Annotated in this window: 28 protein-coding genes; 9 read left to right on the plus strand and 19 right to left on the minus strand. The window is 70.8% G+C overall.

Annotated elements, in window-relative coordinates; all coding sequences use genetic code 11:
- Positions 1–98: 98 nt before the first annotated feature.
- The 5 genes from AB0J58_RS17505 to clpS all read right to left on the minus strand — a co-directional run bounded on the left by AB0J58_RS17505 (position 99) and on the right by clpS (position 1,997).
- Positions 99–377, minus strand: coding sequence for a MoaD/ThiS family protein (locus AB0J58_RS17505; protein ID WP_030906436.1), 279 nt, complete (start codon positions 375–377; stop codon positions 99–101).
- 88 nt (positions 378–465) lie between these two features.
- Positions 466–621 carry a hypothetical protein gene (locus tag AB0J58_RS17510; protein WP_343975503.1) on the minus strand — a complete coding sequence of 52 codons (156 nt, stop codon included), beginning with the start codon at positions 619–621 and terminating at the stop codon, positions 466–468.
- A gap of 37 nt (positions 622–658) precedes the next feature.
- Positions 659–1,075, minus strand: coding sequence for a M67 family metallopeptidase (locus tag AB0J58_RS17515; protein ID WP_343975506.1), 417 nt, complete (start codon positions 1,073–1,075; stop codon positions 659–661).
- Positions 1,076–1,084: 9 nt separating this feature from the next.
- Complete coding sequence (locus AB0J58_RS17520; RefSeq protein ID WP_343975509.1) at positions 1,085–1,609, minus strand: DUF2017 domain-containing protein; 525 nt, start codon at positions 1,607–1,609, stop codon at positions 1,085–1,087.
- Between the two features lie 100 nt (positions 1,610–1,709).
- Complete coding sequence (gene clpS / locus AB0J58_RS17525; protein WP_030906445.1) at positions 1,710–1,997, minus strand: ATP-dependent Clp protease adapter ClpS; 288 nt, start codon at positions 1,995–1,997, stop codon at positions 1,710–1,712.
- A gap of 40 nt (positions 1,998–2,037) precedes the next feature.
- Between clpS and AB0J58_RS17530 the strand changes: the two genes are divergently transcribed.
- From AB0J58_RS17530 to AB0J58_RS17540, 3 genes are all read left to right on the plus strand, one after another.
- Positions 2,038–3,327, plus strand: a complete 1,290-nt coding sequence (locus tag AB0J58_RS17530; protein ID WP_364216559.1) for a nicotinate phosphoribosyltransferase — start codon at positions 2,038–2,040, stop codon at positions 3,325–3,327.
- 4 nt (positions 3,328–3,331) lie between these two features.
- Positions 3,332–3,907: a nicotinamidase gene (locus AB0J58_RS17535; RefSeq protein ID WP_343975514.1), complete on the plus strand. Its 576-nt coding sequence runs from the start codon at positions 3,332–3,334 to the stop codon at positions 3,905–3,907.
- A gap of 187 nt (positions 3,908–4,094) precedes the next feature.
- Positions 4,095–4,715: a hypothetical protein gene (locus AB0J58_RS17540; protein WP_364216562.1), complete on the plus strand. Its 621-nt coding sequence runs from the start codon at positions 4,095–4,097 to the stop codon at positions 4,713–4,715.
- 45 nt (positions 4,716–4,760) lie between these two features.
- Here AB0J58_RS17540 and AB0J58_RS17545 read toward each other — a convergent pair whose 3' ends face one another.
- From AB0J58_RS17545 to AB0J58_RS17560, 4 genes are all read right to left on the minus strand, one after another.
- Complete coding sequence (locus AB0J58_RS17545; protein WP_343975520.1) at positions 4,761–6,512, minus strand: DEAD/DEAH box helicase; 1,752 nt, start codon at positions 6,510–6,512, stop codon at positions 4,761–4,763.
- 159 nt (positions 6,513–6,671) lie between these two features.
- Positions 6,672–7,544 (minus strand): hypothetical protein, encoded by an 873-nt coding sequence (locus tag AB0J58_RS17550; protein ID WP_364216565.1) that lies wholly within the window; start codon positions 7,542–7,544, stop codon positions 6,672–6,674.
- A gap of 98 nt (positions 7,545–7,642) precedes the next feature.
- Complete coding sequence (locus tag AB0J58_RS17555) at positions 7,643–9,031, minus strand: MFS transporter (protein ID WP_364216568.1); 1,389 nt, start codon at positions 9,029–9,031, stop codon at positions 7,643–7,645.
- Positions 9,009–9,716, minus strand: coding sequence for a zinc metalloprotease (locus tag AB0J58_RS17560; RefSeq protein WP_364216571.1), 708 nt, complete (start codon positions 9,714–9,716; stop codon positions 9,009–9,011). The genes AB0J58_RS17555 and AB0J58_RS17560 overlap by 23 nt, the downstream gene beginning before the upstream one ends.
- On the opposite strand from AB0J58_RS17560, the gene AB0J58_RS17565 reads away from it, so the two are divergent.
- A complete protein-coding gene (locus AB0J58_RS17565) occupies positions 9,703–9,849 on the plus strand; it encodes a hypothetical protein (protein WP_364216574.1) in 147 nt (48 codons plus the stop codon). The genes AB0J58_RS17560 and AB0J58_RS17565 overlap by 14 nt on opposite strands.
- 200 nt (positions 9,850–10,049) lie before the next feature.
- On the opposite strand, the gene AB0J58_RS17570 is transcribed toward AB0J58_RS17565, so the two are convergent.
- On the minus strand, positions 10,050–10,301 hold the full coding sequence (locus tag AB0J58_RS17570) for a DUF3039 domain-containing protein (RefSeq protein ID WP_030906465.1): 252 nt from the start codon (positions 10,299–10,301) through the stop codon (positions 10,050–10,052).
- 104 nt (positions 10,302–10,405) lie between these two features.
- On the minus strand, positions 10,406–11,995 hold the full coding sequence (locus AB0J58_RS17575) for an MFS transporter (RefSeq protein WP_364216577.1): 1,590 nt from the start codon (positions 11,993–11,995) through the stop codon (positions 10,406–10,408).
- A 154-nt stretch (positions 11,996–12,149) separates the two neighbouring features.
- On the opposite strand from AB0J58_RS17575, the gene AB0J58_RS17580 reads away from it, so the two are divergent.
- Positions 12,150–12,785 carry a TetR family transcriptional regulator gene (locus tag AB0J58_RS17580; protein WP_364216580.1) on the plus strand — a complete coding sequence of 212 codons (636 nt, stop codon included), beginning with the start codon at positions 12,150–12,152 and terminating at the stop codon, positions 12,783–12,785.
- Here AB0J58_RS17580 and AB0J58_RS17585 read toward each other — a convergent pair.
- From AB0J58_RS17585 to AB0J58_RS17605, 5 genes are all read right to left on the minus strand, one after another.
- The gene (locus tag AB0J58_RS17585; protein WP_343975538.1) at positions 12,782–13,360 is read right to left on the minus strand and encodes a YqgE/AlgH family protein; all 579 of its coding nucleotides are present in this window, start codon (positions 13,358–13,360) and stop codon (positions 12,782–12,784) included. The genes AB0J58_RS17580 and AB0J58_RS17585 overlap by 4 nt on opposite strands.
- A 165-nt stretch (positions 13,361–13,525) precedes the next feature.
- Positions 13,526–14,938: an NAD-dependent malic enzyme gene (locus AB0J58_RS17590; RefSeq protein ID WP_343975541.1), complete on the minus strand. Its 1,413-nt coding sequence runs from the start codon at positions 14,936–14,938 to the stop codon at positions 13,526–13,528.
- Between the two features lie 189 nt (positions 14,939–15,127).
- Entirely contained in the window at positions 15,128–16,063 is a 936-nt protein-coding gene (locus AB0J58_RS17595; protein WP_364216583.1) for a tetratricopeptide repeat protein, read from the minus strand.
- Positions 16,064–16,109: 46 nt separating this feature from the next.
- The gene (locus tag AB0J58_RS17600; RefSeq protein WP_364216586.1) at positions 16,110–17,777 is read right to left on the minus strand and encodes a methylmalonyl-CoA mutase family protein; all 1,668 of its coding nucleotides are present in this window, start codon (positions 17,775–17,777) and stop codon (positions 16,110–16,112) included.
- A gap of 59 nt (positions 17,778–17,836) precedes the next feature.
- On the minus strand, positions 17,837–18,367 hold the full coding sequence (locus AB0J58_RS17605; protein ID WP_364216589.1) for a MarR family transcriptional regulator: 531 nt from the start codon (positions 18,365–18,367) through the stop codon (positions 17,837–17,839).
- 291 nt (positions 18,368–18,658) lie between these two features.
- On the opposite strand from AB0J58_RS17605, the gene AB0J58_RS17610 reads away from it, so the two are divergent.
- Together AB0J58_RS17610 and AB0J58_RS17615 are read left to right on the plus strand one after the other, a co-directional pair.
- A complete protein-coding gene (locus AB0J58_RS17610) occupies positions 18,659–20,083 on the plus strand; it encodes a hypothetical protein (RefSeq protein WP_364216592.1) in 1,425 nt (474 codons plus the stop codon).
- Between the two features lie 55 nt (positions 20,084–20,138).
- Entirely contained in the window at positions 20,139–20,816 is a 678-nt protein-coding gene (locus AB0J58_RS17615; RefSeq protein ID WP_364216595.1) for a DUF4230 domain-containing protein, read from the plus strand.
- 139 nt (positions 20,817–20,955) lie between these two features.
- Here AB0J58_RS17615 and meaB read toward each other — a convergent pair whose 3' ends face one another.
- Both meaB and AB0J58_RS17625 read right to left on the minus strand, forming a co-directional pair.
- On the minus strand, positions 20,956–21,909 hold the full coding sequence (gene meaB, locus AB0J58_RS17620; RefSeq protein ID WP_364216598.1) for a methylmalonyl Co-A mutase-associated GTPase MeaB: 954 nt from the start codon (positions 21,907–21,909) through the stop codon (positions 20,956–20,958).
- Complete coding sequence (locus tag AB0J58_RS17625) at positions 21,906–23,093, minus strand: acetyl-CoA C-acetyltransferase (RefSeq protein ID WP_364216601.1); 1,188 nt, start codon at positions 23,091–23,093, stop codon at positions 21,906–21,908. The genes meaB and AB0J58_RS17625 overlap by 4 nt, the downstream gene beginning before the upstream one ends.
- Before the next feature lie 85 nt (positions 23,094–23,178).
- Here AB0J58_RS17625 and mce point away from each other — a divergent pair, with 85 nt between their 5' ends.
- Together mce and AB0J58_RS17635 are read left to right on the plus strand one after the other, a co-directional pair.
- A complete protein-coding gene (gene mce, locus AB0J58_RS17630) occupies positions 23,179–23,640 on the plus strand; it encodes a methylmalonyl-CoA epimerase (RefSeq protein WP_364151959.1) in 462 nt (153 codons plus the stop codon).
- Between the two features lie 157 nt (positions 23,641–23,797).
- A complete protein-coding gene (locus AB0J58_RS17635) occupies positions 23,798–25,078 on the plus strand; it encodes a DivIVA domain-containing protein (protein ID WP_343975567.1) in 1,281 nt (426 codons plus the stop codon).
- Between the two features lie 142 nt (positions 25,079–25,220).
- Here AB0J58_RS17635 and AB0J58_RS17640 read toward each other — a convergent pair whose 3' ends face one another.
- The gene (locus tag AB0J58_RS17640; RefSeq protein WP_364216604.1) at positions 25,221–26,012 is read right to left on the minus strand and encodes an alpha/beta fold hydrolase; all 792 of its coding nucleotides are present in this window, start codon (positions 26,010–26,012) and stop codon (positions 25,221–25,223) included.
- Positions 26,013–26,070 lie beyond the last annotated feature (58 nt).

Consider the following 26,070-nt stretch of genomic DNA (forward strand, 5'->3'; position numbering starts at 1 on the left):
CGGCTGTGGGGCTGCGCCCCCCCCACACCCACCCCCACCCCCCCCGGCGGGGCCCCCCCCCCGCCTCGCGAGATCTCGCGAGGCGGGCGGCGCCGCGACTAGCGGGAGCCGCCGGCCACGGCGGGCAGGACGGTGACCGTGTCGCCGTCGGCGACCGGGGTCTCCAGCCCGCCCAGGAACCGGACGTCCTCGTCGTTCAGGTAGACGTTCACGAAGCGGCGCAGCGCGCCCTTGTCGACCAGGCGCTCCTTCAGCCCGGGGTGCCGGGCCTCCAGGTCGCCGATCAGCTCCTCAAGCGTGGCGCCCTTGGCGTCGACGGCCTTGGCACCGTCGGTGTAGGTGCGCAGGATGGTCGGGATGCGAACCTCAATGGCCATCGCGGGTCAATCTCCTTGTGTCGTCATGGGAGTAATAGCCCACCGGTTCGAAACACCGGCGAGCGCCGGGGGATTCCAGAAAAGCCGGTCAGCGACAGTCGTAGACGACAACGAAAGGCGTGTGCGCGAACAGGAAGTTCTGCACGGGCGCGACGCCCGCGTGCCGTGCCCGTGGGCCGGGACGCGAGCACACGACGTCCTCCTGGCTCGGGGCGGCGGTCAGCATGCCCACCAGCTTACCCAAAGGGACAATCCACCACACGGCCGTACACCCGGGACGGTCACCCGGAGGTGATCGTCACCTTCTCCTCGCTCACGACGCCGTCGACGATCCGGTACGAGCGGAACTCGGCCTCCGCACCCAGCTCCTCCCGGGTGGAGACCAGCACGTAGTGGGCCCCTGGTTCGGCGGCGTAGGAGATGTCGGTGCGGGAGGGGTACGCCTCGGTGGCGGTGTGGGAGTGGTAGATCACCACCGGTTCCTCGTCGCGGTCGTCCATCTCCCGCCAGACGCGCAGCTGCTCCAGCGAGTCGAACCGGTAAAACGTCGGCGACCGCTCGGCGTTCTCCATGGCGATGAACCGTTCGGGGGAGTCGGAACCGACGGGCCCGGCGATCACACCGCAGGCCTCGTCGGGGTGGTCCGCCCGAGCGTGCGCGATGATCTTGTCAACCAGTTCCCGGGAGATCGTGAGCATGCCTGAAAGCTACCAAAGGGCTCGGACCAGGGTGTCCTGGAGGTAGGTCAGCCAGTCGTAGATGACGTACACCGGGTAACGGGGGTCGTGCTCCGGCATGTCGGCGATCTCGTCGTGCACCTCCTCGGTCACCTCCAGCCGGGTGCCGAGCGTGAGCCGCACGTCGTTCAGCGCGCGCATCCACGCCTCCGCCTGCTCCCTGGTCAGCTCGACCCGGCCGGGCTCGGCGCTGTCGAGCATCGCCTTGGCGTCGGCCCGCTTGCCCTCGCGCAGCGTCGCCTCGGTGTACCGGCGAAACTCCGCGGCCGCCTCGCCGTCCTCGTACGCCGAGGGGAACAGCCTGGCCAGCACCGGATCGTTGGACTGCTCGGACGCGCCGATGCCGAGCGCCCTCTCCAGCGGATCGTCTCCGGTCTCCCCCGGCTCTATCAGGCCCAGGGTCTGGGTGACCAGCGAGCGCAGGATCGACACCTCGGCGGCGTCGAAACCCGTGACCACACCGCCCTCACGCCCCGGCTTGAATCCCGAACTCATCTCTCGCCCACCATTCCTCGCGGGCCCTCCACCCGGGACCCGCCCGTCGTCTGGGATCGACCCGTCGTCCGCCCGGCGACGGACGGCACCGGCCGCCCGCTCACGAATCCCGCTGGACCGTGGCCCACAGCCCGTAGGAGTGCATGATCTGCGCGTCGCGCTCCATCTCCTCACGGGTGCCGCTGGAGACCACCGCCTTGCCCTTGTGATGCACGTCGAGCATCAACTTCTCCGCCTTCTCCTTGGAGTATCCGAAGACGGTCCGGAAGACGTACGTCACATAGGACATCAGGTTGACGGGGTCATTCCAGACGATCGTCAACCATGGCAGATCGGGTCTTACGTCGATTGACGGACGCTCGACCTCTGTTGGAGCGGTGCTACCCACATTCACCAGTCTGCCCTACCCCGGGATTAGTCTTCGACTCGTGACAGAGAGCATGAGCACCGCGTTGCTTACCGATCACTATGAGCTGACGATGCTGGAGGCGGCGCTGAGAAGCGGCGCCGCCTCCAGGCGGGCGGTCTTCGAGGTGTTCGCGCGGCAGTTGCCCGGTGGACGGCGCTACGGGGTCGTCGCGGGTACCGGCCGGGTGCTGGAGGCGCTGGAGTCCTTCCGCTTCGACGAGGAGTCGCTGGCGTTCCTCGAAGACAACCGGATCGTCGACGAGCCGACCCTGGCCTTCCTCGCCGGATACCGGTTCTCGGGCGACGTGGACGGCTACGCCGAGGGCGAGTGCTACTTCCCCGGTTCCCCGATCATGACGGTGGAGGGCACGTTCGCCGAGGCGGTGCTGCTGGAGACCGTGATCCTGTCGGTGCTCAACCACGACTGCGCGATCGCCGCCGCCGCCGCTCGCATGGTCGGCGCCGCCGGGACCAGGCCGATCATCGAGATGGGCTCGCGACGCACCCACGAGGCGGCGGCCGTGGCCGCCGCGCGAGCCGCCTACCTCTGCGGGTTCTCCTCCACCTCCAACCTCATGGCGGGCCGCGCGTACGGGGTGCCGACGGCCGGCACCGCGGCCCACGCGTTCACCCTGCTCCACGACTCCGAGGAGCAGGCCTTCCAGGCCCAGATCACCTCCCTCGGCGCCGGCACCACGCTGCTGGTCGACACCTACGACGTGGCCCAGGCCGTACGGACCGCGGTGGAGCTGGCCGGCCCCTCCCTCGGCGCCGTCCGCCTCGATTCCGGCGACCTCGTCCAGGTGGCCCACGAGGTCCGCGAGCAGCTCGACGCGCTCGGCGCGAACCAGACCCGGATCATCGTCACCAGCGACCTCGACGAGTACGCCATCGCGGCGCTGTCGGCCGCTCCCGTGGACGGCTACGGCGTCGGCACGTCGCTGGTCACCGGCTCGGGCTCGCCCACCGCCGCCCTGGTCTACAAGCTCGTCGCCCGCGCCGGCGCCGACGGGAGCATGCGGCCGGTGGCCAAGAGGTCGGTGGGCAAGCCCAGCAGGGGCGGCCGCAAGAACGCCTCCCGCAGGCTCGACCCGGCGGGCACGGCGGTCACCGAGCTGGTCACCACCTCCGGCGACCTTCCCGCGGACGCCCGTCCGCTGCAGGTCCCGCTGGTCAGGAAGGGCGAGATCGTCGGCCGCGAGAAGCTGGACGCGGCCCGCGCGCGACACCGGGAGGCCCTCGCCGAGCTGCCGGCCAACGCCCACCAGCTCTCCCGGGGCTACGCCGCGCTGCCCACCGTGTTTGACTGACCGCATGCCAACCGCACTGATCATCGTCGATGTCCAGAACGACTTCTGCGAGGGCGGCAGCCTTCCGGTCGGTGGCGGCGCCGAGGTGGCCGCCGCCATCTCCCGGTACACCGCCTCTCATGGCTACGACCACGTCGTGGCCACCCGCGACCACCACGTGGACCCCGGCTCCCACTTCGCCGCCGAACCCGACTACGTGAACTCCTGGCCCGTCCACTGCGTCGCCGGGACGACCGGCTCGGACTTCCATCCCGCCTTCGACACCGGACGGGTGGAGGAGGTGTTCAGCAAGGGGGCGCACGCCGCCGCCTACAGCGGCTTCGAGGGCGTCACCCCCGACGGTACGGGCCTGGCCGACTGGCTCGGCGAGCGCGGCGTGGACACGGTGGACGTCGTCGGCATCGCCACCGACCACTGTGTGCGGGCCACCGCCCTGGACGCGCTCGCGCACGGCCTCTCCGTCCGGGTGCTGCTGGATCTCACCGCGGGGGTGGCCGCCCCGACCACCGAGGCCGCCCTCGCCGAGCTCGGCTCCGCCGGAGCCCGTCTCACCGGCACCCCGGTGGTCCGCCCGGCCTGACGGCCACCCCCTTCGGCACGGTTTCCCGCCCTGTCCGTCAGCCCGGCGAGGGAAGGCCATCAGGAGCGCCCACTCCGGGCATTCGAACGACTACCGGATCGGCATGGGTGGGTAAACACAACCACCACCCGCCGCGACAGGAGTATCACGGAGAGCTGAGACCTCTTACTACCGGTGGTGACCTCATATGTTCGTGCTCGGTGTCTCCTGGCTGGTCCTGACCCCGCTGTGCCTGTGGAACCTTTTTCGCGGCGGGACGCTGGTGCGGCTGACGAGCGTGCTGGCGCTGGTCTCACTGGAGGTGGCCACGATCTGGACCACCAGCACGGTCCGGATCCCGCCGCGGACCCTCATCGCCGCGCCCTCGCCCTCGGCGGCCCGGATACCGGCTCCGGGGCCGACGCCGGCCTCGGAGCCGGCCCCGGTCCCGGCCCCGCAGGCGGCTCAGCAGGGCGCTCGGGACGGGCAGAGCGCCTCCTGCCCCGGCAGGATGCCCGCCCCCGAGCGGGTGCGGCTGGCCCGCCGCCAGGGCGCGCTGCGGGGTGTGACGCTCTTCTGGACGGCCAGGGCCGACGAGTGCGACACCGCGACTGTGGTCCTGCGCCACCGGAACCGCACGATCAGGGTCTGGGTGCGCGACGGCGAGACGGATGGTCAGGAGAGTCGCGCCTCGGAGGCCACGACGCGGCCGGTGAGCGTCACCGGCGGCGTGGCCTCCCTGCAGGTGCCGCTCGCGCAACCGGTGCGCGGCGAGGGAGGGTTCCGGGCGGTCGACGGCCGGACCGGCAGGCCGATCGCCCTCGGCTGACCGGGTCGCGCCCGGCGCGAACGCCGGTGCGACCCGGTGGCCGGGTCAGTGGGAGCGCTGGGTGGCCCAGTGGCGGATCTTGTCGATCCGCTCCTGGATCTGCTCCGCGGAGGCCTGCGCGATGGCGGGGCCGCCGCAGGACCTGCGGAGCTCGGCGTGTATGACGCCGTGCGGCTGGCCGGTGCGGTGGTTCCAGGCGCCGACGAGGCCGTTGAGCTCCTTGCGAAGGTTGGCGATCAGCTCGTGCGGGGCGAGTTGCGGCTCCTTGGGCTCGGGCCTGTTCCGCCTGGCCTTCAGCTGATCGGACTGGCGCTTGCTCAGCAGGGTGCGGACCTGGTCGGGCTCCAGCAGACCCGGCAGGCCGAGAAAGTCCTCCTCCTCGGGGGAACCGGTCTCCGCGGCGCTGCCGAACTCGCCGCCGTCGAAGAGCACCCGGTCGAAGGTGGCGACCGCCTCCAGGGTCTCGAACGGCAGCTCATCACCAAGGACGTCGGGGTTGTCCTTCTTGCGCTGGGCGTCCTCCATCAGGAAGTCGTCCAGCCCCTCCTCCGGGGGCTTGCGGTCGAGCACGTGGTCGCGCTCGGCCTCCAGCTCCGCGGCCAGTCCCATCAGGGTCGGCACCGAGGGCACGAAGACGGACGCGGTCTCGCCTCTCTTGCGGGCACGGACGAAACGGCCGACCGCCTGCGCGAAGAAGAGCGGGGTCGAGATGCTCGTGGCGTAGACGCCGACGGCCAGACGCGGGATGTCGACGCCCTCGGAGACCATCCGGACCGCGACCAGCCAGCGCTGCTCGGACGCGGAGAAGTCCTTGATCTTCTTGGAGGCCGCCGGGTCGTCGGAGAGCACGACCGTGGCGCCCTCGCCGGTGATCGTCCTGATGTGGCGGGCGTAGGCGCGGGCGGTCTCGTGGTCGGTGGCGATGACCAGGGCCCCGGCGTCGGGCACGCCCCTGCGCACCTCGGTCAGCCGCCGGTCGGCCGCCCGGAGGACCTGGCGAATCCACTCGCCCTTCGGGTCGAGCGCGGCCCGCCACGCCTGGCCGAGCTGGTCCTTGGTGAGCGGGGTGCCGAGGGTCGCCGCGATCTCGTCGCCGGCGCGGGTCCGCCAGCGCATCTCACCGGCGTAGGCCAGGAAGATGACCGGGCGGACGACACCGTCGGCGAGCGCGGGACCGTAACCGTAGGAGTAGTCGGAGACACTGCGCCTGACCCCGTCGCCGTCTTCGGCGTAGGTGACGAAGGGGATCGGGTTGATGTCGGACCTGAAGGGGGTGCCGGTCAGGGCGAGGCGCCGGGCGGCGGGCTCGAACGCCTCCCGCACGCCGTCGCCCCAGGACTTCGCGTCGCCCGCGTGGTGGATCTCATCGAAGATCACGAGCGTCTTGCGCGCCTCGGTGCGTGCGCGGTGCAGTGCCGGATGCATCGACACCTGGGCGTAGGTGATGGCCACCCCGACGTAGTCACGGGAGGTCGCGCCCTGGCTGTTCTTGAACTCGGGGTCGATCGCGATGCCGACCCTGCCCGCGGCGTCCGCCCACTGCTGCTTGAGATGCTCCGTCGGTGTGACGATGGTCACAGCCCGGATCACCCCCCTGGACAGCAGGTCGCTGGCGATGCGGAGCGCGAAGGTCGTCTTGCCCGCACCCGGCGTGGCGACCGCGAGGAAGTCGCGCGGTTCACGGCTGGAGTACAGGTCAAAGGCCTCCTGCTGCCACGCGCGAAGCTTCGGCGCGGTGCCCCAGGCGGCACGGTCCGGATATGAAGGCGAGAGGTGGGATGCGGCGAAAGTGCTCACAGTGTCACCAGGGTAATCTGCGTCGCCGACAAGACGTGCCGATCGGCCGGGATCCTCGCCAAGGTCGCCTCCACGTGCTAGGTGTTCCGTCCCCCGGATCCTTCGCCCGCCGCGTCGCCGCCGATCGACGGGCACGGCGCGGCTCACGGAGGCCGAGCGTCAGCTCAGACCCGCGATCACCGTATCGATCTCGGCCCGCGACACGGGATCGTCCGGCTGGGCCATCCCGACCACGACCACCGGGCGCCTGCCGCCACCGGTGAGGAAGACCACGCGAAGGTAGGCCGGCCGGTTCACGATGTCCAGGTACTCGGCGCGCAGCGAGCGGGCGTGCCCGGTGCGCGCGCCCACCGCGATCTCCGTGTCGTCCACCACCTTCACCTTGTCGCCGTGGAGCAGAAGCCGCCCGTACAGGTCGCCGAGCTCGGCCGCGGTGGCGCGCACGTCGGCCGCGGGCTCCGCCGGCATGACCATCACCGTCGTGTTGACACCGTCGCCCGCGATCGAGGTGAACCCCGTGACAGGCGGCACCGCGCCCGCGAGCCAGCCCTCCGGCAGCCGGTAGCTGACCCCCGCGACCGGATCGGTCACCCGCCCCGGCGGCGGGTCCGGCGCCGACCGCAGCACCAGCACGACCGCGCCGGCGATGACGCCGCCGACGACGACCAGGGTGAGCAGTACGAGCAGCAGGCCGCGCAGGCGCCCGGGACGGGGCTGGGGCGGGGCGATGGGCGTGCCGTACCAGCGGGCCGAGGGTGGCAGGTCGTCGCCGGGCTCGGGTATCCGGGGGGGCCAGGTGAGGTGGGAGCGGCTGTCGGACGGCTCGGACTCCTCCGGCGGCGGCCAGGGACGGCGCTCGTCGCCGAGGTCCGGGTCGCCGGACGCCCATTCCCGGTCTCCCGCCTTCCGCGCGGCCTTCCGCGCTGCCTTCCGCGCCGCCTTTTGGGCGGCTTTTCCGGCCCGCCGGGACCGGCGCCCCCCGTCACGACCGGGCTCGTCCAACGGGTCCGACCGGCGAGGTCGTTCGTGCACGGGGCCTCCTCCCGGCGGTCACGGTCCTACCGTCCTACCATGCATCCCGCGGCGTGGTCCGGCTATGGGTGATCGTTGTTACGGGAGTGACCAATGAGTCATGAGATGTCCCGCATACGCCGGGCCACGATCACCCCGAAGAGCCCCAGGGAGGCCATCAGGGCGACGATCATGGTGTAGCCGGTGGCGATGTCGTCGTGGCCGATCAGGTTGATCAGGACACCGGCCAGACCGATGGTGAGAGCACCGCCCAGGGTGTCGACGACCTGGAGCGCGGCGGAGTTGGCGCCCTGCTCCGCGTCGGGTGACTGGCGCATCGCGGTGATGTTGACACTGGTGGTGCCGATGCCCATGCCGAACCCGGCGACGACCCAGGCGGGCACGGTGACCCAGCCGGTGATACCGGGTACGAGCGCGAGCAGGGTCAGCAGGATGCCCGCGGTGATCGCCGCGGAACCGATCCCGACCAGCAGGGGCCGATCGTACGAGCGGCGGCTCTGCAGGTAGGAGCCGGTGGTCCAGCCCAGGGCACCGGTGGTGAGCGCGACCCCCGCCTCGGCGACGGAGAAGCCCCGCACCTCGGTCAGGAGCAGCGGGATGAAGGAGTTGACCGCGAAGAAGGCCGAGGCGAGCACCCCGCGCATCATGATCGTGGTGGGCAGGCCGCGGCCGAACCTGAGCGCCCCGGGTGGCAGCAGCCTGGGCAGCCCCACGGCGAGGAACAGCAGCCCGGCCACGACGGCCACCCCGCCGGGCACCGGGGTGCTCTGCAGGCGGTCCACGCCGTACAGCAGCACCCCGCCACCGGCCGCCGTGGCGATGGCGGCCAGGGTCATCGCCAGCGGCCTGGACCGGGGCCCGGTGGAGGGCTCGGGCGCCTGGTCCCGCCGGGCGCGCAGCGCGGGCAGGAGCATCACGAGGGCGGGGACGACGAGCGGCACGATGCCGTAGAAGACCCAGCGCCAGCCGACCGTCTCGGCGATGATCCCGCTGAGGGCCGGCCCGAGCAGCGCGGGAAGCACCCAGGCGGCCGACAGCGCGGCGAACACCCGGGGCCTGGTCTCGGGGACGTAGACCCGCGCGATCATCACGTAGATCGCCACGATGACGGCGCCGCCGCCGAGGCCCTGCACCGCCCGCGCCACGATGAACAGTTCCTTGGTCCCGGCGGCACCGGCCAGGGCCATACCGGCGGTGAACAGTCCCACGCCGAGCAGGAACGGCCAGGCGTGTCCCCGCCGGTCGGACCAGAGGCCGGCGACCACGTTGGCGAGCAGACCGGAGATGAGGAAGGCCGAGAAGCTCATCCCGTACAGGCCCAGGGCGTCGAGATCCGCCGAGACCGCGGGCATGACCGTGCCCACGGACATGCCCTCGAAACCGATCAGCGTGATGACGAGCAGGATGCCGAGGGAGGCGGTGCGGTACTCGGGGCCGAAGAGCCGGGGGGATTCGTACGGAGCGTCAAGTGTCTTCGGTACTGTCACCTGTCAAGGGTAGTGTCCGCCCCGGCTCCCGATGGGCGACCCACATCTCCTGCATCCTGAGGGCCTGGCCGGAGGTGAACCCGGACATGCAGCGGTCGTCGGAGTAGTCCATGAAGTTGTGGATCGGGTCGGGCCCGCCTCCCGCGCAGGTGTCCTTGACCTGCGGGCAGCCCTCGGTGGGCTGTCCCTCGGGCGCGGTGTCCGCGACGCCGTCGCCCACGGACTCGCAGCCCTTCTCGAAGGTGTGCAGCAGCCCTAGCCAGTGACCGATCTCATGGACCCCGGTGTACCCCCGGTCGAAGCTGCGCATCGCCCCGCCGGGCAGGCTGCGCCAGTCGACGACCACGCCGTCGAGGGCCGGCTCCTTCCGGTATCCGTAGGGGTAGGTGGAGTAGCCGAGCACCAGCTCGCTGAGCTGGGCGATGTAGAGGTTGAGCGTCTCGGGGCCGCCCCTGCGCATCTGTTTGATCGCCCGCTCGTGGGTGACGGGGTCGCGGAACCATGCCGGGTTGACGGTGCGGGTGATGCCCTCCAGCCTGAACCGGATACCGGTGTCCGCCCCGCCGAGTTGCCCGGAGTAGGCGATGTTGAGCGTGGTGATCTGGTCGCGTACGGCGAAGTCGGGGGCGCCGAGGCGGCCGTCGGTGATGACGTGCACCCAGGTGGGCACGGTGACGGGAAGCACGAGCGGAAGCCGTCTCGACCGGGACCGTCCGTCGGCGGGCGGGCGGGCGGGCGACGCGACGGACGGCGCGGGGGACGACACCGGGGACGGCACGGGCGGCACGGGGCGGACCGCCCCCCGCACCATGACGTGAGCCGCTCCGGGGGCGAGGACGCACCCGGGCGCGGCGGGTTCCCTGCCGGGGATGGGCATCGTCAACAGGCATGCGGAGACAACGGCGATCGCACGCCGAAACATGGACTCCCCCGACGAATACCGGCCACTGGTCGCTCGCCGCCCCCCGGCGACATCCCGACCGTAGCCTCATCGGTGGCGATCACCCATGAGCAACACTCACTCCTTGTTGCCGTCTTCACCCTTCGGCAGACCCGAGTAGATCTCCTTGCACTCCGGGCAGACCGGGAACTTCTGGGGGTCGCGGTTGGGCACCCAGACCTTCCCGCAGAGCGCGCGGACCGGTGTCCCGCTCAGCGCGCTCTCCATGATCTTGTTCTTCTCGACGTAGTGGGCGAAGCGCTCGTGGTCGCCGTCGCCGTGCGACAGGTCCGGCCGGACGTCGCTCTCAGGGAGAATCTTCGTACTCACCCTGATGATTTTATGCCCGCGGCGTCGCGCCCCGGTCACCGGCGCGACGTCCCAGGCCCGGCGATCGATCGCCGGGCCTGGGGATGAGGCGTGTTCGAGGGCCTTCAGCCCATGTGGATCACGGCGCCCTCGCTCTTGCGGCCCGCCCTGACGAAGAGCGCGAGCAGCGCCGCGAGGATGGCCACCCCGGTGCTGACCGTGAAGCCGAGGTGCATGCCGTCCAGGAAGGACGAGTGCACGACACCGGTGATGGCCTGCACGATCGGCTCGGGCGTGCCGGGGGCCGCGCCGGCCTGGGCGTAGGAGGCGCCCTGCTTGACCAGCTCCAGCTGCTCGGCGGGGAGTTCCGGAAGCTTGGCGGCCGCCCAGTAGCCGGGAAGCACGTCGGCCACCTTGGCCGCGACGATCGCGCCGAGCACCGCGGTGCCCATCGAGCCGCCGACCTGCATCGCCGACTGCTGCACGCCGCCGGCCACCCCGCTGAGCTCCTCCGGGGCGTTGCCCACGATGATCTCGGTGGCGCCGACCATCACCGGGGAGAGACCGAAGGCGAGCAGCACGAACGGGATCGCGCTGTCCAGGTAACCCGCGTCCATGCCCAGGCGGGAGAGGAGGAACATGGCCACGGCCGTGATCAGCATGCCCGCCGAGATCGTGATCTTCGGGCCGAGTCTGCCGATCGCCAGACCCGCCAGCGGTGAGGCGACGATCATGCCCGCGCTCATCGGGAGCATCCGCATACCCGAGTCGAGCGGTGACAGGCCGTGCACGCCCTGGAAGTAGAAGGTGAGGAAGAACATCGCGCCGAACATCGAGAACGCCACCAGCACCATCAGCACGGTGCCGATCGCGACCGAGGCATTGCCGAACAGGCTGAGCGGAATGAGCGGCTCGGCGGCCTTGGTCTGCCAGTAGACGAACGCGGCGCCGAGCACCACGGCACCGGCCAGGAAGCCGAGCGTCCTGGTGTCGCCCCAGCCGTACTCGGGGGCCTTGATGATCGCCCAGACCATGCAGAACATGGCGCCGGAGAGCAGGACCACGCCGAGCCAGTCGATCCTGGACAGTGAGGCCGCCTTGCTCTCCCTGATCACCAGGAATCCGACGGCCAGGGCGACGATGCCGACCGGGACGTTGATGAAGAAGACCGACTGCCAGTTGACGTGCTCCACCAGCAGGCCGCCGACGATGGGACCGGCGGCGCTGGACAGGCCGATCACCGCGCCCCAGACGCCGATCGCCATGTTCAGCTTCTCGGCGGGGAAGGCCGCACGGAGCAGGGCCAGGGCCGCGGGCTGCAGCAGGGCGCCGAAGAGCCCCTGCAGGACGCGGAAGGCGATCAGCCAGGCGATGGAGTCGGACAGGCCGATGGCCAGGGAGGTGAGCGCGAAGCCCGCGATGCCGATCACGAAGATCCGCTTGTGCCCGAACAGGTCACCGAGCTTGCCCGCGGTGATCAGGAACACGGCGAGCGCGAGCAGGTAACCGCTGGTCACCCACTGCAGGTCGGCGAGGGAGGCGTTGAGCTCCTTGCCGATCACCGGGTTGGCGATGGCGACGACGGTGCCGTCGAGCATCACCATCATCACACCGAGGGAGACCGCCAGCAGCGTCAGCCACGGGTGCCCCTGCCTGGACGATCTGCCCGAATCCGGCGGTGGTGGTGACGTGGCCACCGTCTTGGCCTGTGCCATGGAAGGGTCCCCCCTGTGATCTTTCTTCCGCCCCCGCGTGGGGCGTCAACCGGGGGTAATTTATGACAGTCACTGACAAGTGACAAATTCTTTTAAGAGACAGCGGATGACTTGTGGCAGACTGTGAACTATACGTTTCGAGGTGGTGACGAGTATGCGTCGGCCTGGCCTACGCGAGCGCAAGAAGCAGAAGACCCGGCTGGCGCTGATCGACGCCGCCCTCTCCCTCTTCCTTGAGCAGGGGTACGAGGCAACGACCGTCGACCAGATCGCCGCGGCCGTGGACGTCTCGCCGCGCACGTTCTTCCGCTACTTCGCCACCAAGGAGGACGTCGCCCTGTCCCTGGCCGCCGACGGACAGGAGACCATGCTCGCCGAGCTGGCCACCCGCCCGGCCGACGAGGCGCCGTTCACCGCGCTCTCACACGCCGCGCGGGCGGTGGTCACCATGCTCCAGGAGGGGGATCTCGACGACACCGCCAGGTTCCTCAGAGCCCGCGAAGTGATCGACGCCACCCCGGCTCTCTTCGCGGGGAGCGTGCGCCGGCTGATGGAGAACGAACGGCGGCTGATCGCCGAGATCAGCAGGCGCCAGGGCACCGGCCCCGACGACCTCCTGCCCCACTTCGTGGTGGCGCTCTTCACCGCCGTCGCCCGGGTCGGCTTCGAACTCTGCGAGCCCGCCGACCTCGACGACGTCAATGCCCTCGCCGCCCGCCTGGAGTCGACCCTCACCCTGGCCGAAAGCTCCCTGCGCCCCGGCTGGGACCGCCCCGGGCACCCGGTCTAGTTCATCGACGGGTCGTCGGGGCAGGTGGCCACATAGGCCAGCTCGCCCCGCTGGCGGCGGAGCACGGCCCGCCAGAGCGACTCGGGATCGTGGTGGAAGGTGTCGCCGGGCTCCGAGTCCACGACGTACCAGGCGCCCTCGCCGATCTCGCTCTCCAGCTGCCCGGCCGACCAACCGGCGTACCCCGCGAAGATGCGCATCTGGGCGATCTCCCCGGCGAGGATCTCCGGCGGCGCGTCGAGGTCGACGGTGCCGAGCCTGGAGACCGCCGCGGTGCCCGCGTGCAGCCGCCGCCAGCCGAGCGGCTCCTGCCCGCTCGGCACCGCGGCCAGCGCCAGGGCGCTGTCTGTCTGCACGGGGCCTCCCTGGAACAGCACGGACGGGCCGGTGACCATGGTGTCCCAGGTCGGGAGCACCTGGGTCACCGAGATGTCACTCGGCCTGTTGAGCACCACGCCCAGGGTGCCGCCGTCGAGGTCGTGCTCCAGCACCAGGACCACGCTGCGCCGGAAGTTGGGATCCTCCAGCTGCGGGGTGGCCACCAGAAGCCCACCGACGTAGATCGCCTCCGCCATACCTCCATCATGAGGGGTGAACGCCCCTTCGCGCTGCTCCCCCCGCCCTTCTGATGACCCGGACCTCATGTGCTCGTCACGCGACGCGCACATGAGGGAACTCCCCGGAGCGAAGACCGCGGAACGGAACGGTGACGGCGGCCTGACGGGCGGCCTGACGGGGCCTCAGGCCTCCGTCATGCCCGTACGCGCGCGGCCGCCGGCCGACTCGCGCACGGCCGCCGCGACGGCGCCCGACACGTCCGGGTGGAACACGCTGGGGACGATGTAGTTGGGGCCGAGCTCCTCGGTGGTCACCACGTCGGCCAGCGCCTTGGCCGCGGCCAGCAGCATCTCCTGGCTGACCACGGTGGCCTGCGCGTCGAGCAGGCCGCGGAAGACGCCGGGGAAGGCCAGCACGTTGTTGATCTGGTTCGGATAGTCGGAGCGGCCGGTGGCGACCACGGCGGCGTGCTCGCGGGCGATGTCGGGCGAGACCTCGGGCTCGGGGTTGGCGAGCGCGAAGACCACGGCGTCCTTGGCCATCGTGGCGATGTCGTCGCCGTTGAGGATGCCGGGCGCGGACACGCCGATGAACACGTCGGCGCCCTTGACCGCGCCGCGCAGGTCGCCCGCGTAGCCGTCGGCGTTGGTGTGGTCGGCGATCCACCGCAGCGAGTCGTCCAGGTCCTGGCGCCCGCGGTGCACCGCGCCCAGGTAGTCGCAGACGACCACGTTGCGGGCGCCCGCCGCGAGCAGCAGTCGCAGCACCGCCGTACCGGCCGCGCCCGCGCCCGCGAGGGTGATGCGGACCTCGCCCAGGTCCTTGCCGACCACGCGCAGCGCGTTGGTGAGCGCGGCCAGCACGCAGATCGCGGTGCCGTGCTGGTCGTCGTGGAAGACCGGGATGTCCAGCAGCTCGCGCAGCCGCCGCTCCACCTCGAAGCAGCGCGGCGCCGAGATGTCCTCCAGGTTGATGCCGCCGAAACCGGGAGCGATGATCTGCACGGTCCGCACGATCTCGTCGACGTCCTGGGTGTCCAGGCAGATCGGCCAGGCGTCGATGTCGGCGAACCGCTTGAACAGCGCGGCCTTGCCCTCCATGACGGGGAGTCCGGCGGCCGGGCCGATGTTGCCCAGGCCGAGCACCGCCGAGCCGTCGGTGACGACGGCCACGGTGTTGCGCTTGATGGTCAGGCGGCGGGCGTCCTCGGGATTGCGGGCGATGGCCATCGAGACCCGGGCCACGCCGGGCGTGTACGCCATGGAGAGCTCGTCACGGTTGCGCAGCGGCACCTTCGACCGCATCTCGATCTTTCCACCGAGGTGCATGAGGAAGGTCCGGTCTGAGACCTTGTGGATGACGACGCCCTCGACGCCCTCAAGCTTGTCGACGATCGCCTGCGCGTGATCGGTGTCACGCGCGGCGCAGGTGACGTCGATGCGCAGCGTCTCATGCCCGGCTGTGGTCACGTCGAGCGCGGTGACCACACCTCCGGCGGACTCTACCGCGTGGGTGAGCTGGCTGACGGCCTTGCCGCCGGCGGGCACCTCCAGGCGCACGGTGATGGAGTACGACACACTCGGCACGGTGGCCACAGCCGATCCGCTCCTTTGCGACTAACTTAAGTTGGGATGCCTCCATCGTGCCATCACCAGGGGCGTGTACGCACCGGAGGTGGCGGACCCGCACGTGTAGATGCGGTCACGGAACACCTCGCCCCGGCCCATCGTGACGCTTGTCACCGAGGGCGGGCCGCCGGGCCGGGGTGCTCGGAGGCGGGATGCTCAGAACAGGGCGCTGGCCAGGTTCCTGCGTGCCCTGGCGATGGACGGGTCGTCTCCGGGGAGCGTGTCGAACAGGCCGAGCAGGTGCACCCTGGCCCTGTCCCGTTCGGCCCCCGAGGTGCGGCGCACCACGTCGACGAGCCGGTCGAAGGCCCTGTCCACCTCGCCGGAGAGCATCTCGAAGTCGGCCGCCAGAAGCTGGGCCTCGATGTCGGCGGGGTCGGCCAGCCTGCTCTGCAGGTCGGCCGGGTCGACGTCCTGCGTCCTGCGGATCAGGCCGAGCCCGGCCAGGCCCAGCTTCGCGTCCTGGTTGTTCGGCGAACGGGCCAGCAGCCGCTCGTACGCGGCCACCGCGCCGTCGAGGTCGCCGGCGTCGACGGCCTGCTCGGCGGCGAGCACGTCCGGGTCGACCGAGGGCTCCTGCGGCTGCTCCTGCCTGCCCTGGTCCTCCTCGGTGGGGGGCGGGAGATACTGCGCCAGCGCCTCCATGAGCTGCGACAGCCAGTCACGGAGCTGCGGCTCGGTGGCGATGCCCGGAACCACGGCCACCGGCTGTCCCTGGAAGATGGCGTACAGGGCGGGCACGTTCTGCACCCGGAGCGCCTGCGCGATCTGCTGGTTGATCTCAACGTCGACCCTGGCCAGGATCCACCGGCCGGCGTTCTCGGCGGCCAGTTTCTCCAGCAGCAGGCTGTACTGTTTGGCCTGCTCGGCGCGGGTGACGGTGAGCTCCAGCAGCACGAGGCCGTTCATGGAGCGTTCTACGACCTCGGTCGCGAAGTTGGCGTCGTCGACGTCGATGACCGGTGCCGGAACACCGCCGCTTTCCTGCGCGGCGCTCTCCCGCCGCGCCTGTGCCTCCAGTGCCTGCTTGCGAGCGCCGAGATCGACGGCGCCGTAGAGCGATCCGGGTCGAGTGAAGTCCGCTGGGCTCATGGTTCCAATCCTGCCGTATCCCGGCCGGTGCCCCGACGCGGCCTCGCTAGAAACGCGCCGGTTCGATGTGGACGCCCCACTCACCGCGCAACACGTCGCAGATCTCACCCAGCGTGGCCTCGGCCCTGGCCGCGTCGAGCATGGCGGGGATCATGTTGCCCTTCCCCCCGGCCACCCGCCTCATCGCGGCCAGCGCGTCGTCCACGGCCGCCTGGTCACGGGCGGCGCGGCGCTCGGCGAGGACGCGGTTCTGCTCGCGCTCGACCTCGTGCCCCACCCGGAGGGTCTCCAGCGGCTCGTCGACGGACGCCGTGTGGCAGTTCACCCCGACGATCCTCTTCTCGCCCTTCTCCAGCTTGCGCTGGTAGTCGAAGGCGGCCTCGGCGATCTCGGACACGAACCAGCCGTCCTCGATGCCGCGCAGGATGCCCGAGGTCATCGTGCCGTCGACGCCCATCTCCCGGATCCTCGTGAAGATCGCCTCGGCCTCGGCCTCCAGCCGGTCGGTCAGCGCCTCCACGTACCAGGATCCGCCGAGCGGGTCGGCGACGTTGACGACCTCGGTCTCCTCCATGAGCACCTGCTGGGTGCGGAGCGCGATCTCCGCCGCCCTCGTGGAGGGCAGCGCGAGGACCTCGTCCAGCGCGTTGGTGTGCAGCGAGTTGGTGCCGCCGAGCACCGCCGCCAGCGCCTCGACCGCGGTACGCACCACGTTGTTGTACGGTTGCTGCGCGGTCAGTGACACACCCGCCGTCTGGGTGTGGAAGCGCAGCCACTGGGCCTTCTCGGTGCCGGCCCCGTAGACGTCGCGCAGCCACCGCGCCCAGATCCGCCGGGCGGCCCTGAACTTGGCGATCTCCTCGAAGAAGTCGATGTGCGCGTCGAAGAAGAAGGACAGGCCGGGGGCGAAGACGTCGATGTCCAGGCCGCGCGACAGGCCGAGCTCCACGTAGCCGAACCCGTCGGCCAGGGTGAAGGCCAGTTCCTGGGCGGCCGTGGCCCCGGCCTCGCGGATGTGGTAGCCCGAGACGCTGAGCGGCTTGTACGCGGGGACCTCCGCCGCGCAGAACTCCATCAGGTCGCCGATCAGCCGCAGATGCGGCTCGGGGGCGAACAGCCACTCCTTCTGGGCCATGTACTCCTTGAAGATGTCGGTCTGCAGGGTGCCGTTGAGCCCGGCGACCGGCACCCCCTGCCGCTCGGCGGCGACGGCGTACATGCAGAAGATCGGGACGGCCGGACCACTGATCGTCATCGAGGTGGTGATGTCGCCGAGCGGGATGCCCTCGAAGAGCAGGTCCATGTCCAGCACGGAGTCGATCGCCACGCCGCAGTGGCCCACCTCGCCGAGCGATCGCGGGTCGTCGGAGTCGCGGCCCATCAGCGTCGGCATGTCGAAGGCCACGCTCAACCCGTCACCGCCCGCGGCGAGGATCATCTTGTAGCGCTCGTTGGTCTGCCGCGCGTTGCCGAACCCGGCGAACTGCCGGATGGTCCATGGCTTGCCCCGGTAACCGGTGGGATGCAGACCGCGGGTGAAGGGGAACTCCCCCGGCCAGCCGATGCGCTCCATCCGCGGGTCACCGCCGTCCGGACCGTAGACCGGCTCGACGTCGAGCCCGGACAGGGTGCGGAACTCGGCCGCACGCCTGCGAGCCCCGTCGAACCGCGCCTGCCAGCGCGCACGCCCCGCCTCGACCCGCTCAGCGTCCATGGCCAACCCCCTCGCGTGGCATGCGGCCTACCTCAAATACTAGGACGTCCTACTAGTCCTTACTCGAAATCCCCGACGGCGACGCGGAGGGTTCTGAGGAGGTCGAACATCTGGTCCAGCTCGTCCTCGCCGTACATGGGCATGGCGAAGTCCGCCCCCATCAGGTCGGCGGTCGCCGCGCGGGCGACCTCCCGCCCCCGGTCGGTGATCTCGGCGAGCACCCCCCGGCCGTCGCGAGGGTTGGGCGTGCGACGTACCAGACCGGCGCCTTCCAGACGGCTCACGGTGTTGGTCACGCTCGTGGGATGGACCATCAGCCGCTCACCGAGCCTGGAGAGCGGCAGCGCCCCGGTCCTGCTGAAGGTCAGCAGCACCAGGGCCTCGTACCTGGCGAAGGTCAAGTCATGCGGTTTGAGCAGCGTGTCCAGTTGCGACAGCAGGATCTGCTGCGCTCTCATGATCGATGTGACGGCGGCCATGGCCGAGGAGGGCCCGAAGTGAACGCGCCACGTCTCCGCTGCACGTTCGATGGGGTCAAACGGGAGATTCAGCTGACCGGTAACCACAGGGCTACGGTAGCGCGGCCTCATCCCGATTCGCCCATATACGTAGAGTCACCGGCCTGATGGCTTCACCAAGAACCCGGACGCCAAACGTCACGCTCCGTTATGGTTCCCACATCGAATGGTGAGGCCGTGGCCAAGTGGCCACGCTGACTCAGTCCGGCCTGCGGGGGAAGCGAGCCGGACCGGTGCCGAGGGGACCGGCATCCGCACATTCACGGCACGGGGGGTGCTTGATGAACGACAACTTGACGGCGTTCGAACGCCGGACGCACTTCGGCTACACCGGCTCGGCGTGGGTTCTCACCACGCCCGCCGGTGCGTGAGCACAGGGGCGTTTCACGCGAGGAACTCCAGCAGAGCGGGTTGATGGCGGTCGCCATCCTGCTCGTGCTCGGGGTGGTCGCGGCGTGGAGCGTCCTGGTTCCCGGTGTCAGCGCGTGGGAGAACATCGTCGTCGCGGTGATCGGCTCGCTCCGGCTGACCGGTCCGGTGGCGGCCGCGTTCGCCGCGTGGGTGGCGGTGCGCAGGCGGCGCGGGACGGGGGGCCGATCGCTGACCCCGTGGCAGGCGGTGCGGGCGCCGCTGGCGATCCTGGTGGTGACGGGTGGCGCGTTCACCGCCACCGTCATGGTCCTGGCGGTCAGGACCATGATCACCGAGCAGGCCGGGCGACTGCTGCCCAGCGGCCTGGTGATGGGCGTGGCCGGGCTGGCGCTGTACGTCGTCATCGGCTGGGTCGTCGGCTGGCTGCTGCCGTGGACGATCACGCCGGTGCTGGCCGGACTCGGTTGCTACAGCCTGTTCACCTGGCTGTGTCACGGGCCGACCTGGGCCGACCGGCTGGCCCCCGCCACGCGGGAGCCGTACGACCCGTTCCAGGGGCTGAACGCGGCGGCGTTCACCGACCAGACGCTCTGGCTGGTGGGGGTCAGCGCGGCGCTCCTGCTCGGCTGGGCCGCGGTCGTGACGCGCCAGGCCCTGGTGCTGGCCGCCGCGCTGATCGCGGTGCTGGCGGCGGGGACCGGCATGGCCCGCCTGTTCACCGAGGAGCAGCCGGTCTCGGCCCAGCAGATCGTCTACAGCTGCCAGGAGTGGCCGATCATGGTCTGCGTGCACCCGGGGATGCGCGCCGGACTGCCCGAACTGGGCTCGGAGTTCATCAAGATCGCCTCCCGGCTGGCCGGGACGCCCGGGGAGTTCTCCCGGGTGGAGCAGCACCCCAGGCGTGACGGTTCCGCCCTCTCGGCGGGCGTGATCGCGATCCACGTGGACGATCTGGCCGCGGGGTTCGCCGAGAAGGCGGCCGACGAGTTCGTCGACGGTCTGGCCGCGCGGTGTGACGCCACTCCCGCGGCGGGCTACCGCGACATCGTGGCCGCGTGGCTGCGGGGTGAGCCGCTTCCCGGCGGGCCGCTCGCGGAACACCGGTACGCGGCGGCGTGGTTCTCGGGGCTCACGGACGTCCAGCGGCGCGACTGGCTCCGGCTCTACTACACGGACTTCACCGGCTGCCGGTTACAAAGCACTCACTTTGGCGGCCAGTCCGGGCAGACCGCCCAGACAGGACAGTACGGCCAGCCCGGGCAGGGCGCGGGAGGCACCTCGACCGGGCCTGAGCCCAGGTCAGGACCCGGCCACCAGGCACCCGGCGGGCCACCGCCGCCCGGGACGGGCGTCCCGTCCGCCCCGTGGCGTGCCCCCTTCGCCGAAGGCGGCACGCCGCCGTCGCCACGAGGTTGACAAGATCGGCATAGGCTCGGCGTGAGAAGGTCGGTCCCAGGGGAAGAAGAGCTTCGTGAAAGCCTCCCAAGGAGCTCCGCCCGAGCCCCCCCAGGCGGCGCCGCGCAGGCGCCGCTGGCGTTTCCTCGCCGGGCTGCTCGTCGTCACGGTTCTGCTCGTCGTGGGTGCTCGCCTGACCTGGTCGTGGCTGAACCCGTTCGGCGAGACCGCGATCGACCGCAGCCAGCCCGTGCTGCTGGAGTCCATTCACAACCTCAGCCGTTTCGAGGCCGCCACCGGAAACTTCCAGGTCGTGGTCGACCTGGAGAAGGACGCCGCCTTCCTGCCCGACGCGGTCAAGGGCAGCCGGACGCTCTTCGTCGGCGCCGGGGGTGTCGACGCCTACGTCGACTTCGGCGGCATCGGCAGCGGCGGGCTGACGGTCTCCCCCGACCGCACCGAGGTCACGGTCAGGCTGCCCCGCGCCCAACTGGAGAAGCCGAACCTCGACAACAAGCGCTCCTATGTCTACGCCCAGCAGCGCGGCCTGCTGGACCGGGTCGAGGACTTCCTGTCCTCCTCCCCCTCGGACCAGCAGGAACTCTACGTGCTGGCCGAGAAGAAGATCGCCGAAGCCGCTCTGGCCAGCGATCTGCGCAACCGCGCCGACCAGAACACCAAGGTCATGCTTGAGGGCATGCTGAAGGGTCTCGGCTTCGAGAAGGTCATCGTCAAGTTCGCCGACGAGACCTGACGCCCCCGCGTCCCGGCCCTCGGCGGCCGGGGCGCCTGCCGGCTCCGGCCGGTACGGGGCCCGCCCACGCTCACCGGGTTCGGCGGCGCGCCGCCCTCCTCGGGACACCTCGGAGACCTGGGAGGCGCGGTGCGGGGAATCACCCCGGCCGCCCCGCCGCCGCCAGAAGCTCGTCGGCCGCGGTGTAGGGGTCGAGCTCCGCGTCCAGGACACGGGCGGCGAGGGCGTCGAGGCGCCGGTCTCCGTGCAGGTCGGCGAAGCGGGAGCGCAGGGTGGTGAGGGCGATCGCCTCGATCTCGTCCCGGGCCCTGGCCTGGCGGCGGCGGACGAGCTCGCCCGCCCCCTCCAGATAGGCCAGGTGGCCGTCGAGGGCCGCGACCACCTCCTCGGCGCCCTCCCCCCGCAGGGCCACGGTCGGCACGACCGGCGGTCTCCAGGGCCGGTCGACCAGGGCGATCATGTTGCGGAGCTCGCGGATCACGGCCTGGGTGCCCTCTCGGTCGGCCTTGTTCACCACGAACACGTCGGCGACCTCCAGGATGCCCGCCTTGGCCACCTGGACGCCGTCGCCCATCCCCGGGGCGAGCAGCACGACCGTGGTGTCGGCCAGCGAGGCGACGTCGACCTCCGCCTGGCCGACACCGACGGTCTCGACGAGGACGACCTCGCAGCCGGCCGCCTCCAGGACGCGCAGCGCCTGGGGCGTGGCCCATGCCAGCCCGCCCAGGTGGCCCCTGCTCGCCATCGACCTGATGAACACGTCCGGATCGGTGGCGTGGTCCTGCATCCGGACCCGGTCGCCCAGCAGCGCCCCGCCGGTGAACGGCGAGGAAGGGTCGACGGCGAGCACGCCGACCCTCACGCCACGCCTGCGGAACGCGTGGACCAGCATCCCTGTGGAGGTCGACTTGCCGACACCGGGCGGGCCGGTCAGGCCGATGATCCGGGCCCGGTGTGGCCGGTCGGCGCAGAGCAGCGCGGTGATCTCCCTGAGTCCGGGGGAACCGTTCTCGACCATGGAGATCAACCGGGCCACGGCCCGGGGTCGGCCCTCCCTGGCCGTCGCGACCAGGTCGGAGACCTCCGAGGTCATGCCTGAGGAACGCGGATGATCAGAGCGTCACCCTGCCCCCCGCCGCCGCAGAGGCCGGCCGCGCCGAGGCCGCCGCCCCTGCGCTTGAGCTCGTAGGCGAGGGCGAGGACGATGCGGGCGCCGGAGGCGCCGATCGGGTGGCCGACCGCGATGCCGCCACCGTTGACGTTGACCTTGTCGAGGGGGACGTCGAGCTCCTTGACCGACTGGAGGACCACCTGGGCGAAGGCCTCGTTGATCTCCAGCAGGTCGAGGTCACCGGCGACGAGCCCCTGCTTGCCGAGGGCGTGCTTGATCGCGTTGGCCGGCTGGGACTGGAGCGAGTTGTCGGGCCCCGCGACGTTGCCGTGGGCGCCGATCTCGGCCAGCCAGTCAAGGCCGAGCTCCTCGGCCTTGGCCTTGGACATCACGACGACGGCGCAGGCGCCGTCGGAGATCTGCGAGGCGGACCCCGCGGTGATCGTGCCGTCCTTGGCGAACGCCGGTCGCAGCCGCGACAGGACCTCGACCGTGGTGTCCCCGCGCACGCCCTCGTCGGCGGAGAAGACCGTCGGCTCGCCCTTGCGCTGCGGAATCGTCACCGGCACGATCTCGTCGTCGAAGGCCCCGTTCTTGATCGCGGCGGCGGCGAGCGCGTGGGAGCGGGCGGAGAACTCGTCCTGCTCCTGGCGGGTCACACCGAAGCGCGCGTTGTGCCGCTCGGTGGACTCGCCCATCGCCACCTGGTCGTAGACGTCGGTGAGGCCGTCGAAGGCCATCGAGTCGATGATGCCGGCGGCGCCGTACTTCACGCCCTTGCGCAGGCCGGGCAGCAGGTGCGGGGCGTTGGACATGGACTCCATGCCGCCCGCGACCGCGATGTCGAACTCACCGGCCCGGATGAGCTGGTCGGCCAGGGCGATGGAGTCCAGGCCGGAGAGGCAGACCTTGTTGATCGTCAGGGACGGCACGGACATCGGGATGCCCGCGGCGACGGCGGCCTGGCGGGAGGGCATCTGACCCACACCCGCCTGGAGCACCTGCCCCATGATCACGTACTGCACTGCCTCTGGAGCGACGCCGGAACGCTCCAGTGCGGCTTTGATCGCGATGCCGCCGAGTTCGACGGCCGACAGGCCGGACAGCGAGCCGAGCAGTCGGCCGATGGGGGTTCGAGCCCCGGAGACGATGACGGAAACGGACATAACAGGGGGCCTCCCTGACAGGGCTTGGAGCGACTTTGCCACCATACCCATGGGCACATCGGCGACCTTGAAGGAGGATGGCTCTATGTTCATGCGCATCGACCACGTGGGGATCGCCTGCCACGACCTTGAGGAGAAGATCGCTTTTTTCGAGCGAACCTTCGAGCTCACGGTGGTGGCCCGCGAGGTGAACACCGAGCAGGGGGTGAAGGAGGCGATGCTGCACATCGCCGACGGCGAGGGCGGTGGATCCTATATCCAGCTCCTCGAACCGCTCAGCCCCGACACGCCGGTCGGTAAATTCCTCACGAAGCGCGGGGAAGGTGTGCATCATGTCGCCTTCGGTGTTCCGGATGTCGTGCAGGCCCTGGACACGATCGGCGGCAGAGGCGTCCGGCTGCTCGACGAACGGCCGCGCCACGGCTCCATGGGTTCGTCCATCGCCTTTCTTCACCCCAAAGACGTGGGGGGAATGCTTACCGAACTCGTACAGGCTCCGGAAAGGCAAGCCGAGACCATGTCGAATGCAAGAAACGCCGATACGTAACAAGTCGCGCATAAAGTCGGACGAGACCGCCAACTCGGCAACGGCGGAGTACGCTGGCGTACCACCGGACGTGGGTCCCGCCCCGGCTCCCGCTTCGGATGCCTGAAACCCCCGTCCGGCCCGTGTAGCCGTCTCGACAACCCAGGATCGAGCCTCCATGCAGTCCGACATCGACGCCCAGCTCAACAATTTCTTTGAAGACGCCCCCGCTCGGGAATTCGACGTGGTGCTCCGGGGCTATGACCGGCACCAGGTCCACGACCACCTGAAGCAACTCGACGGCGAGCTCCGGCAGTCCCGGGAGCAGGTGCAGAACCTGCAGCGGGATCTGTCCGACTCCCAGCGCCAACTTCAGGAGCAGGAGCGCCCGACCTACTCCGGCCTCGGCGCCCGGATCGAGCAACTGCTCCGCCTGGCGGAGGAACAGGCGACCGAGCTGGTCCAGGCGGCCAGGTCCGAGGCGAACGAGATCAAGGCGGCCTCCAAGGTCGAGGCCGCCGACCTGCGCGCCGCCGCGGAGAACGAGGCCGCGGAGAAGCGTGCCCTCGCCACCCGCGAGGTCGACGAGATGCGCACCACCGCGGAGCGCGAGGCCGAGGAGATCCGCTCGACCGCCCGCCGCGAGGCCGACGAGCTGACCGCCACCACCGAGCGCGAGGTCTCCAAGCTGCGGGCCACCGCCGACCACGAGGTGGCCGAGAAGCGCGCCGACGCCGAGCGCGAGATCGCCAAGCTGCGCACCACCACCGAGCGCGAGGTGGCCCAGCTGCGCGCCTCGACCAAACGCGAGCGTGACGAGGTCCTCACCACCGCCAAGCGCCAGGCCGACGAGATGCGCGCCCAGGCCCAGCGGGTGCTCGAGGAGTCCGAGGCCAAGCGGGCCCAGGACGAGGCGGAGTTCGAGATCCAGCTCGCCGCCCGGCGCGAGGAGGCCGAGCGCCAGGAGGCCGAGCGCCACGCCACCGCGCAGGCCGCCACCCAGAAGCTGGTCGCCGAGGCCGAGCAGCGCGCGGCCACCGCCGAGCAGCGCGCCACCAAGGCCACCCAGCAGGCCGAGCAGACCCGCCGCGAGGCCGACACGCACGCCAAGCAGCTGCTGGCCAACGCTCGCAAGAACGCCGACCAGGTCGTGTCCGAGGCCAAGTCGAGCGCCGAGTCCATCGTCTCCGAGGCCAAGGCGGAGTCCGAGCGGAGCCGCTCCGTCGCCCAGCGCCAGGTCGACGAACTGACCCGCCAGCGCGACAGCATCACCAGCCACCTCGCGCAGCTGCGCCAGCTGCTCGGTGGCGCGCCGCTCCCGGCCGCCGACCCGGAGCCCGCGATCGCCGCGGCCCCGCCGAAGCCGGCCATCCCCGCCGCCACCAACGGTGCCGAGAAGCCGGTTCCGACTCCCGCCAGGGCGGAGAAGGACGACGACGCGGAGTGGTGGCAGGAATAGGGGGCCGCTGACTCCGGGGCGTTGACGACGGCTGACGAGAGAGCCTGGTGACCTGCACGGTCACCAGGCTCTCTCGTCTACCGGTTCCGCTTACCTACGGGTGCGCCGCCCGCCGTTCCGGTGGCCGCGGCGATCGCCCCGCTCATCCGCGAGGTGCTGATCCCCCGGCGAGCTCGGCGACGAAGTCCGCCACCGCCCGGTTGAACGCCTCGGGCTGCTCGATCGCGCTGAGATGGCCGGCCTTCTCGATGACGGTCAGCCGCCCGTCGGGCACCGCCTCGACCATCGCGTCCGCTTCCGCGGGCGGGGTGATCTCGTCCTCCTCGCCCACGATCACCAGGACCGGCGTCTTGATCGCCCGCAGCGTGTCAAAGGAGTCGGGACGGCCGGCCATGGCCCGTTGCGCCCAGGCCGCGGCCGTCGGCGGAGCCGACTGGACCAGCCCGCGCACCCGGCCGAACACCATCGCCCTGCTCCGCACCGTGGTCTGCCCGACCAGCCCCGGCAGCAACTCCTTCAGCAGGACGGAGGCGCCCTCCTGGAGCACCGCGGCGGCGATCCGCTCGCGGTTGGATCTCGCGGCCTCCGGATCGGCGCCCGCCTTCGTGTCGGCGAGGATCACTCCCAGCAGCCGGTCGGGGTGGCGGCGGCACAGGGCCATCGTCACGTAGCCGCCCATGGACAGGCCGCCGACGACCGCGCGGTCGACGCCCTCGCTGTCCAGCAGGCGCACGACATCGTCGGCCATCACGTCGAGGGAGGGGTCGTCCCCGCCCAGCACCGAGCCGCCGAAGCCGCGCAGATCGGGGGTGATGACCTTGCAGACCTCGGCCAGGCCCTCACGCTGGGCCAGCCACATGGCCGATGACAGGGGGAACGCGTGAAGGAGGACGACCGGAAGCCCCTCTCCAGCCGATCGCGTGTACAGCCGCACGCCGTCCACCGTATTCCCGGAGCCCCCATCTGGCACCCCCGGTTCCACAACCGTTTAT

Source organism: Streptosporangium sp. NPDC049644, from assembly GCF_040675205.1.
GTDB classification, from domain to species: Bacteria; Actinomycetota; Actinomycetes; order Streptosporangiales; family Streptosporangiaceae; genus Streptosporangium; species Streptosporangium fukuiense.

What these genes read in the sequence shown, in the direction of transcription:
- AB0J58_RS17540 (WP_364216562.1), top strand. Translation starts at nt 4,095, where the DNA reads ATGTTCGTGCTCGGTGTCTCCTGGCTGGTCCTGACCCCGCTGTGCCTG.
- AB0J58_RS17575 (WP_364216577.1), bottom strand. Translation starts at nt 11,995, where the DNA reads ATGGCACAGGCCAAGACGGTGGCCACGTCACCACCACCGCCGGATTCG.
- meaB (WP_364216598.1), bottom strand. Translation starts at nt 21,909, where the DNA reads ATGACCTCGGAGGTCTCCGACCTGGTCGCGACGGCCAGGGAGGGCCGA.
- AB0J58_RS17520 (WP_343975509.1), bottom strand. Translation starts at nt 1,609, where the DNA reads ATGAGTTCGGGATTCAAGCCGGGGCGTGAGGGCGGTGTGGTCACGGGT.
- mce (WP_364151959.1), top strand. Translation starts at nt 23,179, where the DNA reads ATGTTCATGCGCATCGACCACGTGGGGATCGCCTGCCACGACCTTGAG.
- AB0J58_RS17580 (WP_364216580.1), top strand. Translation starts at nt 12,150, where the DNA reads ATGCGTCGGCCTGGCCTACGCGAGCGCAAGAAGCAGAAGACCCGGCTG.
- AB0J58_RS17605 (WP_364216589.1), bottom strand. Translation starts at nt 18,367, where the DNA reads ATGAGGCCGCGCTACCGTAGCCCTGTGGTTACCGGTCAGCTGAATCTC.
- AB0J58_RS17600 (WP_364216586.1), bottom strand. Translation starts at nt 17,777, where the DNA reads ATGGACGCTGAGCGGGTCGAGGCGGGGCGTGCGCGCTGGCAGGCGCGG.
- AB0J58_RS17625 (WP_364216601.1), bottom strand. Translation starts at nt 23,093, where the DNA reads ATGTCCGTTTCCGTCATCGTCTCCGGGGCTCGAACCCCCATCGGCCGA.
- AB0J58_RS17595 (WP_364216583.1), bottom strand. Translation starts at nt 16,063, where the DNA reads ATGAGCCCAGCGGACTTCACTCGACCCGGATCGCTCTACGGCGCCGTC.
- AB0J58_RS17505 (WP_030906436.1), bottom strand. Translation starts at nt 377, where the DNA reads ATGGCCATTGAGGTTCGCATCCCGACCATCCTGCGCACCTACACCGAC.
- AB0J58_RS17585 (WP_343975538.1), bottom strand. Translation starts at nt 13,360, where the DNA reads ATGGCGGAGGCGATCTACGTCGGTGGGCTTCTGGTGGCCACCCCGCAG.
- AB0J58_RS17535 (WP_343975514.1), top strand. Translation starts at nt 3,332, where the DNA reads ATGCCAACCGCACTGATCATCGTCGATGTCCAGAACGACTTCTGCGAG.
- AB0J58_RS17635 (WP_343975567.1), top strand. Translation starts at nt 23,798, where the DNA reads ATGCAGTCCGACATCGACGCCCAGCTCAACAATTTCTTTGAAGACGCC.
- AB0J58_RS17515 (WP_343975506.1), bottom strand. Translation starts at nt 1,075, where the DNA reads ATGCTCACGATCTCCCGGGAACTGGTTGACAAGATCATCGCGCACGCT.